The organism is Polynucleobacter sp. AP-RePozz3-80-G7 (assembly GCF_018882145.1).
Classification (GTDB): domain Bacteria; phylum Pseudomonadota; class Gammaproteobacteria; order Burkholderiales; family Burkholderiaceae; genus Polynucleobacter.
In genome coordinates this window covers 171,608-188,054 of sequence record NZ_JACVPC010000002.1, presented here as the reverse complement: position 1 = coordinate 188,054, position 16,447 = coordinate 171,608, and the positions used below count along the sequence as shown (strand labels likewise).

Below are 16,447 nucleotides of genomic sequence, written 5' to 3'. Positions count from 1 at the left end.
CCCGGTTAATTTTTGCTGCATTGCATCGAAATATCCTTACATTCTGCTTGACTATTTGTCATTTGTCTAGCTATCATGTATTTATAATTATGAATACAAAACTGAATAATAGGCCCTTATATGAGGATGTTGCTGACCGCCTGCGGGAGCAAATATTTAGCAAACAATTGGCCCCTGGAAGCTGGCTTGATGAGCAATCTCTCGCAGATCAGTTTGGGATTAGTCGCACCCCAATGCGCGAAGCAATCAAGGTTTTAGCCTCTGAAGGTCTGGTTACCATCAAGATGCGTCGTGGCGCCTATGTGACTGAGGTAGCCAGAAAAGATCTAGAACAAATCTTCACGATTCTCTCCCTTTTAGAGGGTCAAGCAGCTAAGGAGACAGCGATTAAAGCGACTGAAGCAGAGCTAAATATGCTGGACCACCTGCATCACCGCCTAGAGAAAGCAGCTGCTGACCGTGATATTGAGCAGTTTTTTGAGATAAATGGCAAGTTTCATGAGCTAATACAAGAAATTGCAGGCAATAAATGGATGAATGGTGTCATTGCTGATCTACGCAAAGTACTCAAATTACATCGCAGGGACTCATTAACTAGCACCGGTAGACTACAAAACTCTTTAGTTGAACACCGAGAAATCCTTAGAGCACTTCTCAAGCGAGATGAGCAAGCTGCTGAAGCCGTGATGCGCAAACATTTGGCGCAAGGACTTGAAGCGCTAAGATAAAACCTATAAAAAATAAAGGCTTAGAATATTATTCTAAGCCTTTAATCTAAGTAGCCTGAGCTAGCTGGATTTACTTTTTAATAACAAAATTTCCTGGCAAACTGGAAACATAAGCAGCGATATCTTGCATATCAGCATCGCTAAAGGCCTGAACTTGTGAGCCCATGATGGCGTTATTACGACCATACTGAGGATTGCCGTTGCCTACTTTGTATGCTTTCAAGGCGTAATACAAATAGTCAGAATACTGGCCAGCTAACTTTGGATAAGCCGGCAAGATTGGGGCATTGAGTCCAGCACCATGGCAAGAAGCGCAATTAGACTTCTCTACCAAAGCCTGACCTTTATCTACGTTAGCAGCATTTGCTACGTTTACCAAACCAATGCTGGAGAGCAAAACTGCTGTAATTAGTGCAAATTTCATAAAAGTATCTCTATGTATCTTTATCAATGAATCACTTCAATGGGTTGTTCGGTGTGCTGGCAGTTTGCGCAGCATAGTATTCGCCAATATCGGCCATATCCTGGTCAGACAAACTGGCAGCGATAGCGCGCATCGTTGGATGCTTGCGCTCACCCTTTTTGTACTCTGACAAAGCAATAGCAATATAGGCGCCATTTTGACCGCCCAACATAGGCACTTTGTATACCAATGGGTAATCAGCGCGGTAATCAGGGATAGAGTGACAACCAACGCAAAGCCAAACCTTAGCATTACCAGCGGCGGCATTACCTTTAACTTCATCAGCCTGAGCAACTGAACCTGCAAAAGCTAAAGTTGCAGCAACGGCCAAATGAGGAAGAAATGAGAGTTTTTTCATAGAAATCAGTATTAATGAGTTTGATTTAGATCAATTTGGGAAGAGTATAGCGGACAGATGCCTTTCCCGTCATTTCAGAGGCCAAAATCAGTAGAAACACTGAAAAATTCCCCTTATTTACCTATACTTGAACGCTTGATCCAGTCTTTATTTAGGTATGTCCATGAGTAAATCCACCTCGCACTCCCCAAATCGCTTTGCTGGTAGCCAAAGCTATGTAGCCACTGATGATCTGAAATTGGCAGTCAATGCGGCCATTGCTCTGCAGCGTCCCCTTCTCATTAAAGGTGAGCCCGGTACTGGCAAAACCATGCTCGCTGAAGAAGTAGCTGCTGCCCTCAATATGCCGCTGTTGCAATGGCATATCAAATCAACCACAAAGGCTCAGCAGGGTCTATATGAGTACGATGCCGTAAGCCGTTTGCGAGACTCCCAATTAGGCGATGAAAAAGTAAACGATATTCGGAACTACATTGTTAAAGGTGTTCTTTGGCAAGCTTTTGAAGCAGATGAGCCGACTGTATTACTAATCGATGAAATCGATAAAGCAGATATTGAGTTTCCGAATGACTTATTGCGCGAAATTGATCGTATGGAGTTTTATGTCTATGAAACTCGTGAATTGATTAAAGCAAAACATCGCCCGCTTGTCATTATTACGTCAAATAATGAAAAGGAATTACCCGACGCCTTCTTACGTCGTTGCTTCTTTCATTACATCACCTTCCCGGATGCCAATACGATGCAAAGCATCGTGGATGTGCACCACCCCAATATCAAACAGGATCTTTTGGATGCTGCCCTCAAGGCCTTCTACCAGATACGCTCGTTGCCGGGCTTAAAAAAGAAGCCCTCTACATCCGAGTTAATAGACTGGCTAAAGCTCTTATTGGCGGAAGATATTCAGCCTGAAGCGCTGCACAGCAGCGATGAAAAGATTGTCGTACCGCCTTTGCACGGGGCTCTACTTAAGAATGAACAAGATATTCATCTATTTGAGCGCTTGGTCATGATGAATCGCAATCATCGCTAACTTGTTACCTAGAAGCCTTCTGACATGTTGATTCAATTCTTTCTAAATCTGAAAGAGGCCAAGGTGCCTGTTTCAGTGCGAGAGTTTTTAACTCTTTTGGAGGGTTTGAAATCGGGTGTTATTAACCCCTCGATTGATGAGTTTTACCAGTTCTCGCGCTTAACCTTGGTTAAGGATGAGCAACACTTTGATCGGTTTGATCAAGTATTTGGCAGCTACTTCAACGGGATTGAACAAATCATTGCGCTCTCACCAGATATTCCACTGGAATGGTTAGAGAAAAAACTTCAACACGTACTAACGGATGAAGAAAAAGCTGCGCTGCAGAAGTTAGGTGGTCCGGATGCCTTAAAGAAGCGGCTTGAGGAGCTTTTAAAAGAGCAAAAAGAATGGCATGGCGGTGGCAATAAATGGATTGGCGCAGGTGGTTCTTCACCCTTTGGTCACAGCGGCTATCACCCCGAAGGCATCCGTATTGGTGGCGAGAGTGCTGGCAACAGAACGGCCATCAAAGTCTGGGAAGCTCGAGAATTTAAGGATTACGACAGCGATCTAGCATTAGGTACACGCAATATAAAAGTCGCTTTACGGCGCTTGCGTCGCTTTGCTCGCGAGGGATCTACTTTAGAGTTGGATTTAGATAAAACCATTCATTCAACAGCTGCCAATGCAGGCATGCTTGATATTCAAATGCGACCCGAGCGACATAACCAGGTCAAGGTTTTGCTACTGATGGATGTCGGCGGTTCGATGGATGATCATATTCAACGCATTGCTGAGTTGTTTTCTGCCGCTAAAGCTGAATTTAAGCACTTAGAGCATTACTATTTTCATAACTGCGTTTATGAAAATTTATGGCAAAGCAATCGCCGTAGACGCGATCAAGTGACTGCAACGCAAGACATCATTAATAAATATGGGCCCGACTACAAGCTCATCTTTGTTGGAGATGCGACGATGTCTCCCTATGAAATATTGAGCCCTAACGGTTCTGTCGAGTACAACAACAAAGAAGCTGGGGCGGTTTGGATTAATAGACTGATTGATCACTTCCCCCATTTTGCATGGCTCAATCCAGAGCCTGAATCCATCTGGCAATACCGTCAATCAATCGACATCATGCAAAACCTCATGAAAGATCGTATGTACCCAGTCACTCTGAATGGCCTTGAAAGTGCCATGCGTCAACTTTCCAAGTAAGATTTCTTTTTCAATTTAATTACAGAAACCACATATGAGCACAACCATTAACGAACGCCTTAAGACCCTCGGCATCGATTTACCGCCACCAGGACCTCCTGCTGCTGCCTATGTCATGGCTGCCACCACTGGTAATACCGTATTTCTTTCTGGTCATATCGCCAAACGTGATGGTAAGCCTTGGGTCGGTAAGCTCGGTAAAGATATGGATACAGAAACTGGGAAAGCCGCTGCCCGCGCTATTGCGATCGACTTGATTGCTACATTACAAAACCACTTAGGCTCTTTAGATAAAGTAAAGCGCATCGTTAAAGTCATGGGCTTAGTGAACTCCACTGACAGCTACACAGAACAACATTTGGTAGTGAATGGCTGCTCAGAGTTATTGTTTGAAGTTTTTGGCGACGCTGGCAAACATGCACGTAGCGCCTTTGGTGTCGCTCAAATCCCGCTTGGTGCTTGTGTAGAAATTGAACTCATTGCGGAGATTTAATTGGTTTTAATTAAATAGGATCAAGCCCTAGTTTCTGGATGTCAGATTGCGTATCGACATCCATTAAATAGGCCTTGTTATCGGTTGTAAATGATTTGACCAACTCTGGATGCTCATTCATATAGGGCCTGCAAACCATTCCGGGAATAGATAAAATTTGATTGATCACCCCTCTTGAAAACAATACCGGGTTACCTCGCTGACCATTCACCATTGGCAGAATGATTTCCTGGTTTGCGGCTCTTTGATTAAATTGCCCTAGCAATGCCTCTATCTCAGTACTCGCTATGCTGGGTTGATCGCATAAAGCAATCGTCAACACATCGTAGTCACTCCTTAGAGATTCAAGACCAAGACGTACCGAAGAGGCTTGACCCAATTCTGGCTGGAGATTTTTTACCCAAGTGATTGGGCTTGCTACGAACTGCTTGATTAATTTGATTTCTGCTTCAATTTGATCTGAGTAAAAGCCGGTAACAATCAGAGTCTCTAAGGGCTCAAGAGTTTGAATTGATTGGACAAAGTGCTTTAACAAACTATCCCCGTCCTTTTTTAACAGGGCTTTTGGATATCCACCCAAACGACTTCCCTCACCCGCCGCCAATATCAGGATGGCTAGACGCAAATTGGGGCTTTTGGAGGATTCACCGGAGACTGTCATTAGAGTGATAATAAATAGTTATTAATAAAAGCTTTCACAAAAGAACGAAAAAGAAGAAAACGCATGAACAGCACCGATTTAAGCGTACTCAAATCTGCCGTCGAATGGCTCCAAGCGGGTCAATCTGTTGCGATTGCAACCGTTGCCCAGACTTGGGGCTCAGCACCGCGTCCAATCGGCTCCTGGCTGGCTATTCGAGCTGATGGGCAAGTTGCTGGGTCTGTTTCAGGTGGCTGCGTTGAAGATGACCTTATTCGTCGAGTCCAATCTGAAATCCTCACTCGCGATACCCCAGAAATGGTGGTTTATGGAGTAACCCAGCAAGATGCTGCCCGTTTTGGTCTACCTTGTGGTGGCACGCTTCGCCTGCTGGTCGAACCAAAACCAGAATTGGCAATTTTAGAGAGGTTGCTTGCAAATATTTCATCCCATCACATTACGCGCCGCTCCGTAAATTTGGCTACTGGCAAATCCACCCTCCGTTTAGGCGATCGCAGCGATGAATTTGCTTGCACCGAACAAGAAATGCAAACCACCTACGGCCCCCGTTGGCGCATGGTGATTATTGGCGCTGGTCAGCTATCCCTATACACCGCGGATTTTGCGCTGGCTTCCGACTTTGAAGTCGTTGTGATTGATCCCCGTGAAGAATATGCCGAGGGTTTAAATCGCTCAGACATCACCTTTGTAAAGGGCATGCCAGATGATGTCTTGCTGGAAATTGGCGTTGACTCTCACACTGCTGTCGTTGCTCTTACACATGACCCTAAGTTAGATGACATGGCTTTGATGGAGGCCTTAAAGTCACCTGCCTTTTATGTGGGAGCACTCGGTAGTCGCAAAAATACACAGAAGCGCAAAGAGCGCTTACTCGAGTTCGACGTGAGCCAAGAACAAGTTGAAAAGTTACACGGCCCTGTTGGGCTTTATATCGGCGCACTCACTCCACCAGAGATCGCTGTATCGATTCTGGCAGAAGTGATTGCCGTTAAATATGGTGTGAGTATTTCGAAGAATACTTAGCTGATTTAACTAGCTTAGTTTGCTGTTAACTTGCCGTCTTTCAACCGCGGCTCAACAAAGTGGCCTTTGCGTGCGCGGTTACCTGCAAAAGACTTCAATGTTTTGGCATCAAGGCCGAGTTCAGTTGGTTTACCGGCACGTCCAGCGCCTGAATAGGTGGCACCATCCGACCCAACTGCGATAGCAGAAGCCAAGTGCTCTTTTTCATCCAAGCCCATCAAAATTACACCCTTACCGCCGGTTGGCAGACGCTTGAGTTCATCTAGTGGGAATACCAATAACTTAGAAGCTTCTGATAAGCAGGCAACTTGCTTCATACCTACTTTCACCTTGGCAGCACCTAAAGGAGCATCGCCAGGAACTTTAGCGTCCATGCTCAAGAATGATTTACCCGCTTTATTACGAGTAGTCATATCAGATACATTGGCCAAGAATCCATAACCTGCTCTAGTGGATAGCAATACTAAATCATCAGGTTGACCAGCGTAATAGGCAACCATTTGTGAGCCAGCAGCCAAATTGACGAAACTAGTTAATGGCGAGCCATCACCACGAGCCCCTGGTAATTCGCTGACAGGAACTGTATATACACGTCCGTCACTTCCAAAGCCCTGAATTACATCTACAGTTCTTACCTCGAAGGTAGCATATAAAGCATCGCCCGCTTTGAAGCCAAATTGGGTTGCATCGTGCTCATGACCTTGGCGAACACGTACCCAGCCCTTTTGAGAAACAATCACTGTAACCGGCTCATCAACGACCTTGGTCTCAGCAACGGCGCGCTTATCTTCCTGAATCAGGGTGCGACGATCATCGCCGAAGTCCTTCATATCGGATTCGATTTCTTTGATGATGCGCTTGCGTAAGACGGTGTCGTTTTGCAATAAACCCTCTAGGTCATCACGTTCAGCCTTAAGCTCTTTCAGCTCTTGCTCGATCTTGATGCCTTCAAGACGCGCCAACTGGCGCAAGCGAATGTCTAGAATATCTTCAGCCTGGCGATCGCTCAGCTTGAACTCTTTAATAAGATCAGCTTTAGGTTCATCGCTATTGCGAATGATCTTAATGACCTTATCAATATTGAGAAGAACGGTTAAGCGCCCCTCCAAAATATGCATACGGTCTTTGACTTTGCCTAAGCGGTGCTGAGTTCTGCGCGTCACTGTGGCAACTCTAAATGCAACCCACTCAGACAGAATTTCTTTTAAGCCTTTTTGCCGTGGGCGCCCATCGTTACCAATCATCACCAAATTCATTGGTGCATTGGATTCCAATGAAGTGTGAGCAAGCAATAAATTGACAAACTCATTGACGTCAATATTCTTACTCTTGGGCTCAAATACCAAACGTACTGCGGCATCCTTGCTGGATTCATCACGCACGCCATCGAGCACATTCAAGATGGTTGATTTAAGATTATTTTGTTCAGGTGTTAAGGTCTTTTTGCCTACCTTAACCTTCGGGTTGGTGATTTCTTCAATCTCTTGCAAAACACGCTGTGAAGATGTAGCTGGAGGCAATTCGTTAACCACGATCTGCCATTGACCTCGAGCGAGCTCTTCGACAGACCAACGTGCACGCACTTTTATACTGCCGCGACCAGCTTCATAAATCTGCGCAATTTCTGCAGCAGAAGAAATGATTTGACCGCCACCTGGATAGTCGGGACCAGGCATGATTTCCAATAACTCTGAAGTGCTCATCTTCGGAGACTTCATTAAAGCAACGGCAGCGGTAGCCACTTCACGCAAATTATGTGAAGGAATCTCGGTCGCCATACCTACTGCAATACCGGATGCGCCATTGAGCAATACAAACGGTAGGCGCGCTGGTAATAATTTAGGCTCCTGGAATGAGCCGTCGTAGTTCGGTGCAAAATCTACCGTACCCTCATCAATCTCACTCAGTAGCAAACCAGCAATCTTGGTTAGGCGAGCCTCGGTATAACGCATCGCTGCCGCGCCATCGCCATCGCGCGAGCCGAAGTTACCTTGACCATCGATTAATGGGTAACGCAATGAGAAGCTTTGTGCCAAACGAACTAAAGCATCATATGCAGATTGGTCGCCGTGCGGATGGAACTTACCCAATACATCACCAACTACACGTGCACTCTTCACCGGTTTTGCATCAGCGCGTAAGCCCATTTCGCTCATCGAGAACAAAATACGGCGCTGCACAGGCTTCTGACCATCAGACACATCTGGTAGTGCACGACCCTTAACCACGCTAATTGCGTAATCTAGATAGGCACGCTCTGCGTACACCGCCAGAGTTAAGTTATCTTTTCCATCTTCATTGAGATCAATTGTTTTGGGGTCGTGATTGCTTGATCCACCACCTGAGGTAGCAGCTACAGCAGGAGCTTCATCTACTTCAACAATATCGATTTCGATCGGGCTAGAGAACAAGTCGGCCTGATCAGCCGGAGTATTTTTTCCAGGAGTCTTTTTAGTTGTCATTAGATATCTGCCTCCACTTCATTGCCGCGCTCTTCAAGCCAGTCACGGCGTGCACCAGACTCTGATTTACCCATCAGCATATCCATTGTTTTAAAGGTTTCGTCTTCAGTCCACGTGCCCAAAGTAACCGGTAGCAAACGACGTGTATCTGGATTCAGAGTGGTATCCCAGAGTTGCTCTGCACTCATTTCTCCTAAGCCCTTAAAGCGAGAGATCTGCCATGCAGTTTCTTTGACGCCATCTTTACGTAATTTATCCTCAATAGCCTGAAGCTCATTAGCATCTAAGGCATAAATCTTTTGCGCTGGTTTTTTACCGCGCGCCGGAGCATCCACTCTAAATAGTGGCGGTCTAGAAATATGTATATGCCCTAACTCAATGAGTTTAGGGAAATGTTTGTAGAACAAGGTTAAGAGCAATACTTGAATATGCGCGCCATCGACGTCTGCATCAGAAAGAATACATACCTTGCCGTAGCGTAGATTGGAAAGATCGGGGGTGTCATTTGCTCCATGCGGATCCACACCAATCGCTACAGCGATGTCATGCACCTCATTATTGGCAAACAAGCGGTCGCGCTCAGCTTCCCAGGTATTTAATACCTTGCCGCGCAATGGCAGAATGGCTTGATATTCCTTGTTACGTCCCATCTTGGCTGAACCACCAGCAGAATCACCCTCCACAAGGAAGATTTCATTCATGCTGATATCTTCGCTCTCGCAATCTGTAAGCTTGCCCGGGAGTACGGCTACGCCAGAGGATTTTTTCTTCTCCACTTTCTGACCAGCACGAGTTCTCGCTTGCGCCTGCTTGATCACCAGGTCGGCTAACTTGCGACCGTAGTCAACGTGTTGGTTGAGCCAAAGCTCTAAGGCAGACTTCACATAGCCGGAAACTAAACGTACAGCATCACGAGAATTCAGACGCTCTTTAATCTGTCCTTGGAACTGAGGGTCCAATACTTTGGCTGACAGAATGAAAGATGCGCGAGCAAAAACGTCTTCAGGCATGAGTTTCACACCTTTCGGTTGCAATGCATGCATCTCAATAAAGCCTTTAACAGCATTAAATAAGCCCTCACGTAAACCGCTTTCGTGAGTACCGCCTGCAGGTGTTGGAATCAAGTTCACATAACTCTCGCGCACTGGCGCACCATCTTCAGTCCAGCAAACAACCCAAGCCGCGCCCTCGCCTTCAGCAAAAGAATCTTCCTCTCCAGTACCGGTAGCGTATTGCTCACCCTCGAACGGAGGAATGACTTCAGCACCATGGCCAGCTTGCGCAATTGCTTCATTTAAATAACCGCGCAAGCCTTGCGCATATTGCCAAGTCTGGGTATCGCCTGATTTTTCTTGAATCAGGGTTACCTTCACACCTGGCAATAAAACAGCCTTGGAACGTAGTAGGCGAATGAGCTCAGGCATTGGAATCACTGAGCTATCAAAATACTTACCATCTGGCCATGCACGAACGCGCGTACCGTGTGACTTATCTTCCTTTGGAGAAGAAATCGTTTTGAGCTTTTCAATCACCTTGCCATCGGCAAAGGTCAATGTTGACATTTGGCCATCACGCCAAACGGTGACTTCTAATCTTTTGGATAAAGCATTGGTTACTGAAACACCCACACCATGCAAGCCACCTGAGAATGCGTATGCTCCACCAGTACCTTTTTCAAACTTACCGCCTGCATGTAGCTGGGTAAACACGATCTCAACAACCGGCAATTTCTCAGTTGGATGCATTCCCACTGGAATACCTCGACCATCATCTTCCACGCTCACGCTGCCATCGCTATGCATCGTAACGATGATTTGCTTGCCAAAACCTCCTAAAGCCTCATCGGATGCGTTATCCAGCACCTCCTGAATGATATGGAGTGGATTGTCGGTGCGGGTGTACATTCCAGGCCGTTGACGGACTGGTTCTAGTCCTTTTAGGACCTGAATCGACGATTCGCTGTATTCGGAAGTTTTACGGGTAGCCATGCGCGCAAATTGTAGTCATGTCTGAGATCCAGACCGAATTTTTCGGGAATTCCCCTGTCATCCATGCCAAAATCGGGGGATGGGAGCCTTAAGTCATATTCGCGTTTTAGACCTTAGCCGTGTCTTGGCTGGTCCTTGGTGCGCTCAAAATCTTGCCGATTTGGGTGCGGATGTCATCAAAGTCGAAAGACCTGGGGTTGGAGACGATACCCGCCATTGGGGCCCTCCATTCGCCAAAGATGCCAATGGCAAGGAAACTGACGAATCTGCCTATTTTATTTGCATCAATCGCAATAAACGCTCTATTACGGTTGATATTGCCAAGCCCGAGGGTCAAGAGCTAATTCGCAAACTTGCGGCTGAATCTGATGTTGTCATCGAGAACTACAAAGTGGGTGACTTGGCTAAATATGGACTCGACTACGAAAGCCTGAAGAAGGTCAAACCCGATTTAGTCTATTGCTCAATTACTGGATTTGGTCAAACTGGGCCTTACGCCCATCGCCCTGGCTACGATTTTATTATTCAAGGTATGGGCGGCTTCATGAGCGTGACTGGTGAAGCTCATGACTTCGAGGGTGCTAGCCCACAAAAATCCGGGGTTGCGATCGCGGATATCTTTACTGGCATGTATGCCAGTACCGCCATTCTCGCTGCCATTGTGCATCGAGACCATACCGGTGAAGGTCAATACATTGATATGTCACTACTAGATACACAAGTAGCCGTGATGGCCAATGTATCGAGTGCCTACCTCACCTCAGGAGAAGTTCCGAAACGCTGGGGTAATGCTTCTCCGATCATTGTTCCCTATCAAACTTTCCCTACCTCTGATGGCTGGATGATTGTGGGGGCTGGTAACGATGGTCAATTTCGACATTTTGTAGCTGCAGGTGGCGAACCCCAGTTAGCGGATGACTCACGCTTTGCAACCAACCCGCAGCGTGTTGAGCATCGCAAGCAACTCATTCCGCTTTTAGAACAAATGACGCGCAAGAAGACCAAAGGTGAATGGATTGCACAGCTTGAGAAAGCTAATGTTCCTTGTGGTCCGATCAATAACTTCAAAGAAGTCTTTGAAAACGAACAGGTAATTCATCGTGGAGTACAGATTGATGTACCACACCCGACCGTTGGCACTATGAAATTAGTTGCTAGTCCGATGCGCCTATCTAAAACACCCACTGAAGTGCGAATGGCGCCACCAACACTGGGTCAGCATACACAAGAGATCTTGCATGAACGTCTCAAGTTAGATGATCAAGCGATTGAAGTTTTACGTACCAAGGGGATCATCTAGGAACCATGACAACACAAACATCCAAAGCAGGGCTTTCGATGAAGGAAGTCCTCATTTATGGTGGACTCATGGTCACCCTATCGATGGGTATTCGTCATGGCTTTGGCCTCTTCAATTTACCCATTACTTCAGCCAATGGCTGGGGTCGCGAAACGTTTGCTCTGACTATTGCTTTACAAAATCTGATTTGGGGGGCTGTGCAACCAGTTACTGGGGCCTTGGCCGATCGTTACGGCGCATTTAAAATTATGGTTGCTGGTGGGATTTTGTACGCCCTAGGTTTGGCAGGCATGGCTATCTCTACTGATGTCATGAATTTTACATTGGCTGGTGGCTTACTCATCGGCTTGGCACAAACTGCCACGACCTACAGCGTGGTCTATGGAATCCTGGGTCGCAATGTGTCTGCGGAGAAGCGGGTTTGGGCAATGGGCATTACTGCAGCTGCCGGTTCATTTGGTCAGTTCCTCATGATTCCAGCCGAGCAAGGCTTGCTCAGCATGTTTGGCACCCAAGATGCACTACTAATGTTGGCGTTGATGGCAAGTTTGATGGTACCAACCGCATTCATGTTGCGTGAAAAGAATTTCACTTACAACCATAATCCAGGTGATCAGACGATTAAGCAGGCATTAAAGGAAGCAATGAGTAACCCAAGCTTTCGTTATCTGACCCTAGGTTATTTTGTTTGCGGATTTCAGGTAGTGTTTATTGCGGTGCATTTGGCGCCTTACCTTAAGGATCTGTCTTCTACCTATCCAGCTGTTGGGGCTCCGGTTGTTGCCACGACCGCCCTAGCATTAATTGGCTTATTTAATATCTTCGGCACTTATAGCTCCGGCATCCTAGGTCAGCGCTTTCCTAAACGCTATTTACTATCTGCAATCTATATCGGGCGTTCTATTGCCATTACAGCGTTTTTATTGTTGCCACCAACACCGATGAGCACTTATATCTTTGCGGCCATCATGGGCTTCTTGTGGCTCTCAACTATTCCACTGACCAACGGTATCGTTGCGCAAATTTTCGGCGTGAAGTATTTAACGATGCTTTCTGGCCTCATCTTTTTCTCTCATCAATTGGGCAGTTTCTGCGGAGCCTTCCTAGGCGGCTATTTATTTGACCAAACTGGTTCTTATTTAATTGTTTGGGAAATCGCGATTGGATTGGGCGTCTTTGCTTTCTTGGTTAATCTTCCCGTAAAGGAACGAGCAATTCACAGAGTGGCCAATGCTTAAGAGAAAACCAAGTATTGGGGAAATCATGTTTTATGGGTTTGCTCTATTCGCTTTGTTGTTTGTTTTCTCGATGTACTTCGCACCCGATATGATGGTGGCAGTGACAAATCAAGTATGGGCGCTGTGTGGTTGGTAATTCGTGGTTTGTAATTCATTAGAATTGACCTAGCACACTTTTTTATTTTTTAGCATCTCGCCGTAGCACAATGGATAGTGCACATGCCTCCTAAGCGTGGGATACAGGTTCGATTCCTGTCGGCGGGACCAGAATTTCTTCATAGTTATCCACAGGTCATGTGGATAAATCCTCAAAAGTATTCGTAAGTCACAGATTTGTATAGACAGACCTAGCTTGCCTAATTTGTGTGCAGTATAGCTTTCCCTGTTTTGGATGTTTACTTATAAATATTTAAGTTAGTTCTTATGAAATTATGTGTTAGGGAGCTTTACCAATAAGGACATAGAACCGGAAGTTCCCTTACACTTAGACCATGACCAGTCTCTCAACCAGTACGCTAGCCGCCCTTGAGGAAATGCTCCAAAACACGGCGCGCTCTGCTCCTGCGGAATACCTGCCGATTTATTTATCCCGCGGCGCAATAGGTGAGCAACTCATTGGCCACCTCAATCCAGAATTTATTCCTTATCTGCAAGAGTCTTTACAAAAAGAATCCATTGCACTGATTGCCATGGGTCATGACAAGCTCACCATTCAATTAGGCAAACCTAGAGATTTATCCAATAGTCTTTATCAGTTAGCCAATCGTATGAGACTGGGTGGATTTATTCCAGGCTGGCGTAACGAAGACTTTGCTTGGGTTGATCTAAATGGTCACAAACACTTTCGCATGGAGCGTGCTGCGTTTCGTACCTTTGGTTTTCGGAGCATGGCAACGCATATCAATGGTTACACCCGCGGCAATACCATTTGGTTGGGTAGACGCAGTGAAACCAAGCCAACGGATCCAGGTAAGCTAGACAACTTGGCAGCCGGTGGCATTACAGCCGATGAAACACCCTGGGTTAGCGCTCGTCGTGAGCTTTGGGAAGAAGCTGGCGTACCTGAGCAAATCTCCGATCAAATTGAGCCTGTGGGTCGTATTCATATGCGCCGCCCAATATCCGGTCGAGGCTTTCATGATGAGCAGCTATATGTATACGATTTAGAGTTGGCTGACAACTTTATCCCTACCAATCATGATGGTGAAGTCAGTGGCTTTATTGAAATCTCCCTGCCAGAGGCTGCCGCCAGAATCCTGGCTGATGAATTTACCTCTGATGCTGCTTTTGTTACGGCTGACTTCATATTGCGCCGCAATAAATAGGGTATTCGCCTTGTTTAGCGCATCAGGGCTGCTGGTTGACTAGCGTCATGCCTTAAACCGTCAATTCGTGGTTAAATTCATCTTAAGGATGAAACAGGGGTGCCCTTCATAGCAGTTTTGCTAGAAGGCGCTGAGAAAGACCCTAGAACCCGATCCAGGTAATGCTGGCGTGGGGAGTTACATCAGACCGACACCCGGTTTCGTCCATCTAAAACAGCCAGGAGATGGACATGAGTACAGGCAACACCTCAACTAAAAACGCTAAACACGAGATTCCAAGCTTAAAAAGTTTGGAGCGCGACTTTGGGCAAAAGTTTGCCTATCCAGCCTCAACCAAAACTTATCTTCAAGGGTCAAGGCCTGATGTCAAAGCGCCAATCCGCATGATTGAGCAACTACCTACTCGCGTAGGTGAAGAAATGTTGGCAAATCCTCCGGTACCCGTCTATGACACTTCAGGCCCATACAGTGATCCTGATGTTGTGATCAACCTGGAAAAAGGTTTGCCAAGGCTGCGTGATGCTTGGATTGCTGAGCGTAATGACACCATCCAGTTGGCAGGACCTAGCTCTGAATACGGCGTAGCTCGCTCTCAAGATGAAGCTACTCAAAATTTACGCTTCTCTCATATCAGTGCACCGCGAGTCGCTAAATCCGGTCATAACGTGAGTCAGATGTATTACGCCCGCCAAGGAATCATCACTCCTGAAATGGAATACATCGCCCTGCGTGAATCTATGGGCCTTGAGCAACTTCGCAAAGATCCAGCCTATAAGCAACTCCTAAAGCAACACCCTGGTAAAGGCTATGGCGCGAATCTGCCAGACATTGTCACCGGTGAATTTGTGCGCTCTGAGATTGCTGCAGGCCGTGCGATCATTCCAGCAAACATCAATCACCCTGAATTAGAGCCAATGATTATTGGCCGTAACTTCCGCGTGAAGATTAACGGCAACTTAGGTAATTCTGCTGTTACTTCATCCATTAATGAAGAAGTTGAAAAGATGGTGTGGTCTATTCGTTGGGGTGCAGACACCATCATGGATCTCTCCACTGGTAAACATATTCACGAGACTCGTGAATGGATTATTCGTAACTCTCCAGTACCTATTGGCACAGTGCCAATCTATCAAGCACTAGATAAAACCGGCGGTATCGCCGAAGACCTCACCTGGGAAATGTTCCGTGACACACTTATTGAGCAAGCTGAACAAGGCGTGGATTACTTCACAATCCATGCAGGTGTATTGCTACGTTACGTCCCGCTAACAGCTGATCGTATTACGGGTATTGTTTCTCGTGGTGGTTCGATCATGGCTAAATGGTGTTTGGCTCATCATAAAGAGAACTTCCTTTACACGAAGTTTGATGAGATCTGCGAAATCATGAAAGCCTATGACGTCTCATTTAGCTTAGGTGATGGCTTGCGCCCTGGTTGCATTGCCGACTCTAATGATGCTGCTCAGTTTGGTGAACTCCATACATTAGGCAAGTTGACTGCTAAGGCTTGGAAGCATGATGTGCAAGTCATGATTGAAGGTCCTGGTCACGTTCCAATGCAGCGCATTGAAGAGAATATGACTGAAGAGCTGAAGCATTGCTTGGAAGCTCCTTTCTACACGCTCGGACCATTGATTACCGATATTGCTCCTGGCTATGACCACATTACCAGCGGTATTGGTGCTGCGCAAATTGGTTGGTACGGTACAGCAATGCTTTGCTATGTCACGCCAAAAGAGCATTTAGGTTTGCCAGATAAAGAAGACGTTCGTGAAGGCATCATTACCTACAAGATTGCTGCCCATGGTGCTGACTTGGCTAAAGGCTTGCCTGGTGCACAAGTGCGTGATAACGCCCTCTCTAAAGCACGCTTTGAATTCCGCTGGGAGGACCAATTTAATCTAGGCTTAGATCCTGAGCGCGCACGTGAGTATCACGATGCAACACTGCCAGCTGAAGGCGCCAAGATTGCGCACTTCTGCTCAATGTGCGGTCCGAAGTTCTGCTCGATGAAGATCACTCAAGAAGTTCGTGACTATGCTGCAACTTTAGATGCAGATGGAAATCCAAAAGCGAAAGTTATTCCGATTACTGAAGTAGCTGACGCTTCTAAGGGCATGGAAGAGATGTCTGCAGAGTTCCGTAAACGCGGTAGTGAGATTTATCAATAAGCCA

15 protein-coding genes, 1 tRNA gene and 1 riboswitch are annotated in these 16,447 nt (G+C 46.3%); of the genes, 11 read left to right on the top strand and 5 right to left on the bottom strand.

Going from position 1 to position 16,447, the window contains the following annotated elements:
- The first annotated feature begins 89 nt into the window (after positions 1 to 89).
- Positions 90 to 728, top strand: a complete 639-nt coding sequence (locus ICE90_RS06340) for a GntR family transcriptional regulator (protein ID WP_216191549.1) — start codon at positions 90 to 92, stop codon at positions 726 to 728.
- Between the two features lie 70 nt (positions 729 to 798).
- Here the strand turns inward: ICE90_RS06340 and ICE90_RS06335 are convergent, their stop codons facing one another.
- Both ICE90_RS06335 and ICE90_RS06330 read right to left on the bottom strand, forming a co-directional pair.
- Positions 799 to 1,152: a cytochrome c gene (locus ICE90_RS06335; RefSeq protein ID WP_216191547.1), complete on the bottom strand. Its 354-nt coding sequence runs from the start codon at positions 1,150 to 1,152 to the stop codon at positions 799 to 801.
- A gap of 31 nt (positions 1,153 to 1,183) precedes the next feature.
- The gene (locus ICE90_RS06330) at positions 1,184 to 1,549 is read right to left on the bottom strand and encodes a cytochrome c (RefSeq protein ID WP_216191545.1); all 366 of its coding nucleotides are present in this window, start codon (positions 1,547 to 1,549) and stop codon (positions 1,184 to 1,186) included.
- Between the two features lie 163 nt (positions 1,550 to 1,712).
- On the opposite strand from ICE90_RS06330, the gene ICE90_RS06325 reads away from it, so the two are divergent.
- Genes ICE90_RS06325 through ICE90_RS06315 form a run of 3 tightly spaced genes read left to right on the top strand, consistent with a single transcriptional unit; the run spans position 1,713 to position 4,275 of the window.
- Positions 1,713 to 2,582 carry a MoxR family ATPase gene (locus ICE90_RS06325; protein WP_215322113.1) on the top strand — a complete coding sequence of 290 codons (870 nt, stop codon included), beginning with the start codon at positions 1,713 to 1,715 and terminating at the stop codon, positions 2,580 to 2,582.
- 24 nt (positions 2,583 to 2,606) lie between these two features.
- Positions 2,607 to 3,782: a VWA domain-containing protein gene (locus ICE90_RS06320; RefSeq protein WP_215322110.1), complete on the top strand. Its 1,176-nt coding sequence runs from the start codon at positions 2,607 to 2,609 to the stop codon at positions 3,780 to 3,782.
- A 34-nt stretch (positions 3,783 to 3,816) separates the two neighbouring features.
- Positions 3,817 to 4,275 (top strand): RidA family protein, encoded by a 459-nt coding sequence (locus ICE90_RS06315; protein ID WP_215322105.1) that lies wholly within the window; start codon positions 3,817 to 3,819, stop codon positions 4,273 to 4,275.
- Positions 4,276 to 4,285: 10 nt separating this feature from the next.
- Here the strand turns inward: ICE90_RS06315 and ICE90_RS06310 are convergent, their stop codons facing one another.
- Positions 4,286 to 4,936, bottom strand: a complete 651-nt coding sequence (locus tag ICE90_RS06310; RefSeq protein ID WP_216191543.1) for an NTP transferase domain-containing protein — start codon at positions 4,934 to 4,936, stop codon at positions 4,286 to 4,288.
- Between the two features lie 63 nt (positions 4,937 to 4,999).
- Between ICE90_RS06310 and ICE90_RS06305 the strand changes: the two genes are divergently transcribed.
- The gene (locus tag ICE90_RS06305; RefSeq protein WP_216191541.1) at positions 5,000 to 5,959 is read left to right on the top strand and encodes an XdhC family protein; all 960 of its coding nucleotides are present in this window, start codon (positions 5,000 to 5,002) and stop codon (positions 5,957 to 5,959) included.
- Between the two features lie 14 nt (positions 5,960 to 5,973).
- Here ICE90_RS06305 and parC read toward each other — a convergent pair whose 3' ends face one another.
- On the bottom strand, positions 5,974 to 8,349 hold the full coding sequence (gene parC, locus ICE90_RS06300; RefSeq protein WP_370624655.1) for a DNA topoisomerase IV subunit A: 2,376 nt from the start codon (positions 8,347 to 8,349) through the stop codon (positions 5,974 to 5,976).
- A 71-nt stretch (positions 8,350 to 8,420) separates the two neighbouring features.
- On the bottom strand, positions 8,421 to 10,409 hold the full coding sequence (locus tag ICE90_RS06295) for a DNA topoisomerase IV subunit B (RefSeq protein WP_215322099.1): 1,989 nt from the start codon (positions 10,407 to 10,409) through the stop codon (positions 8,421 to 8,423).
- Between the two features lie 79 nt (positions 10,410 to 10,488).
- On the opposite strand from ICE90_RS06295, the gene ICE90_RS06290 reads away from it, so the two are divergent.
- The 6 genes from ICE90_RS06290 (at position 10,489) to thiC (ending at position 16,443) form a co-directional block, all read left to right on the top strand.
- Positions 10,489 to 11,709 carry a CaiB/BaiF CoA-transferase family protein gene (locus ICE90_RS06290; RefSeq protein ID WP_216191539.1) on the top strand — a complete coding sequence of 407 codons (1,221 nt, stop codon included), beginning with the start codon at positions 10,489 to 10,491 and terminating at the stop codon, positions 11,707 to 11,709.
- Between the two features lie 5 nt (positions 11,710 to 11,714).
- Positions 11,715 to 12,947 (top strand): MFS transporter, encoded by a 1,233-nt coding sequence (locus tag ICE90_RS06285; RefSeq protein ID WP_216191537.1) that lies wholly within the window; start codon positions 11,715 to 11,717, stop codon positions 12,945 to 12,947.
- The gene (locus tag ICE90_RS06280; RefSeq protein WP_215322096.1) at positions 12,940 to 13,083 is read left to right on the top strand and encodes a hypothetical protein; all 144 of its coding nucleotides are present in this window, start codon (positions 12,940 to 12,942) and stop codon (positions 13,081 to 13,083) included. Before ICE90_RS06285 ends, ICE90_RS06280 begins: the two co-directional genes overlap by 8 nt.
- A gap of 56 nt (positions 13,084 to 13,139) precedes the next feature.
- Positions 13,140 to 13,214: transfer RNA gene (locus ICE90_RS06275), tRNA-Arg, on the top strand.
- Between the two features lie 224 nt (positions 13,215 to 13,438).
- Positions 13,439 to 14,272, top strand: coding sequence for a DUF4743 domain-containing protein (locus tag ICE90_RS06270; RefSeq protein ID WP_216191536.1), 834 nt, complete (start codon positions 13,439 to 13,441; stop codon positions 14,270 to 14,272).
- Between the two features lie 85 nt (positions 14,273 to 14,357).
- A riboswitch (TPP riboswitch) is annotated at positions 14,358 to 14,465 on the top strand.
- Positions 14,466 to 14,502: 37 nt separating this feature from the next.
- The gene (gene thiC / locus ICE90_RS06265) at positions 14,503 to 16,443 is read left to right on the top strand and encodes a phosphomethylpyrimidine synthase ThiC (protein ID WP_255533314.1); all 1,941 of its coding nucleotides are present in this window, start codon (positions 14,503 to 14,505) and stop codon (positions 16,441 to 16,443) included.
- Positions 16,444 to 16,447: the final 4 nt, after the last annotated feature.

What these genes read in the sequence shown, in the direction of transcription:
- ICE90_RS06340 (WP_216191549.1), top strand. Translation starts at nt 90, where the DNA reads ATGAATACAAAACTGAATAATAGGCCCTTATATGAGGATGTTGCTGAC.
- ICE90_RS06335 (WP_216191547.1), bottom strand. Translation starts at nt 1,152, where the DNA reads ATGAAATTTGCACTAATTACAGCAGTTTTGCTCTCCAGCATTGGTTTG.
- ICE90_RS06330 (WP_216191545.1), bottom strand. Translation starts at nt 1,549, where the DNA reads ATGAAAAAACTCTCATTTCTTCCTCATTTGGCCGTTGCTGCAACTTTA.
- ICE90_RS06325 (WP_215322113.1), top strand. Translation starts at nt 1,713, where the DNA reads ATGAGTAAATCCACCTCGCACTCCCCAAATCGCTTTGCTGGTAGCCAA.
- ICE90_RS06320 (WP_215322110.1), top strand. Translation starts at nt 2,607, where the DNA reads ATGTTGATTCAATTCTTTCTAAATCTGAAAGAGGCCAAGGTGCCTGTT.
- ICE90_RS06315 (WP_215322105.1), top strand. Translation starts at nt 3,817, where the DNA reads ATGAGCACAACCATTAACGAACGCCTTAAGACCCTCGGCATCGATTTA.
- ICE90_RS06310 (WP_216191543.1), bottom strand. Translation starts at nt 4,936, where the DNA reads ATGACAGTCTCCGGTGAATCCTCCAAAAGCCCCAATTTGCGTCTAGCC.
- ICE90_RS06305 (WP_216191541.1), top strand. Translation starts at nt 5,000, where the DNA reads ATGAACAGCACCGATTTAAGCGTACTCAAATCTGCCGTCGAATGGCTC.
- ICE90_RS06295 (WP_215322099.1), bottom strand. Translation starts at nt 10,409, where the DNA reads ATGGCTACCCGTAAAACTTCCGAATACAGCGAATCGTCGATTCAGGTC.
- ICE90_RS06290 (WP_216191539.1), top strand. Translation starts at nt 10,489, where the DNA reads ATGGGAGCCTTAAGTCATATTCGCGTTTTAGACCTTAGCCGTGTCTTG.
- ICE90_RS06285 (WP_216191537.1), top strand. Translation starts at nt 11,715, where the DNA reads ATGACAACACAAACATCCAAAGCAGGGCTTTCGATGAAGGAAGTCCTC.
- ICE90_RS06280 (WP_215322096.1), top strand. Translation starts at nt 12,940, where the DNA reads ATGCTTAAGAGAAAACCAAGTATTGGGGAAATCATGTTTTATGGGTTT.
- ICE90_RS06270 (WP_216191536.1), top strand. Translation starts at nt 13,439, where the DNA reads ATGACCAGTCTCTCAACCAGTACGCTAGCCGCCCTTGAGGAAATGCTC.
- thiC (WP_255533314.1), top strand. Translation starts at nt 14,503, where the DNA reads ATGAGTACAGGCAACACCTCAACTAAAAACGCTAAACACGAGATTCCA.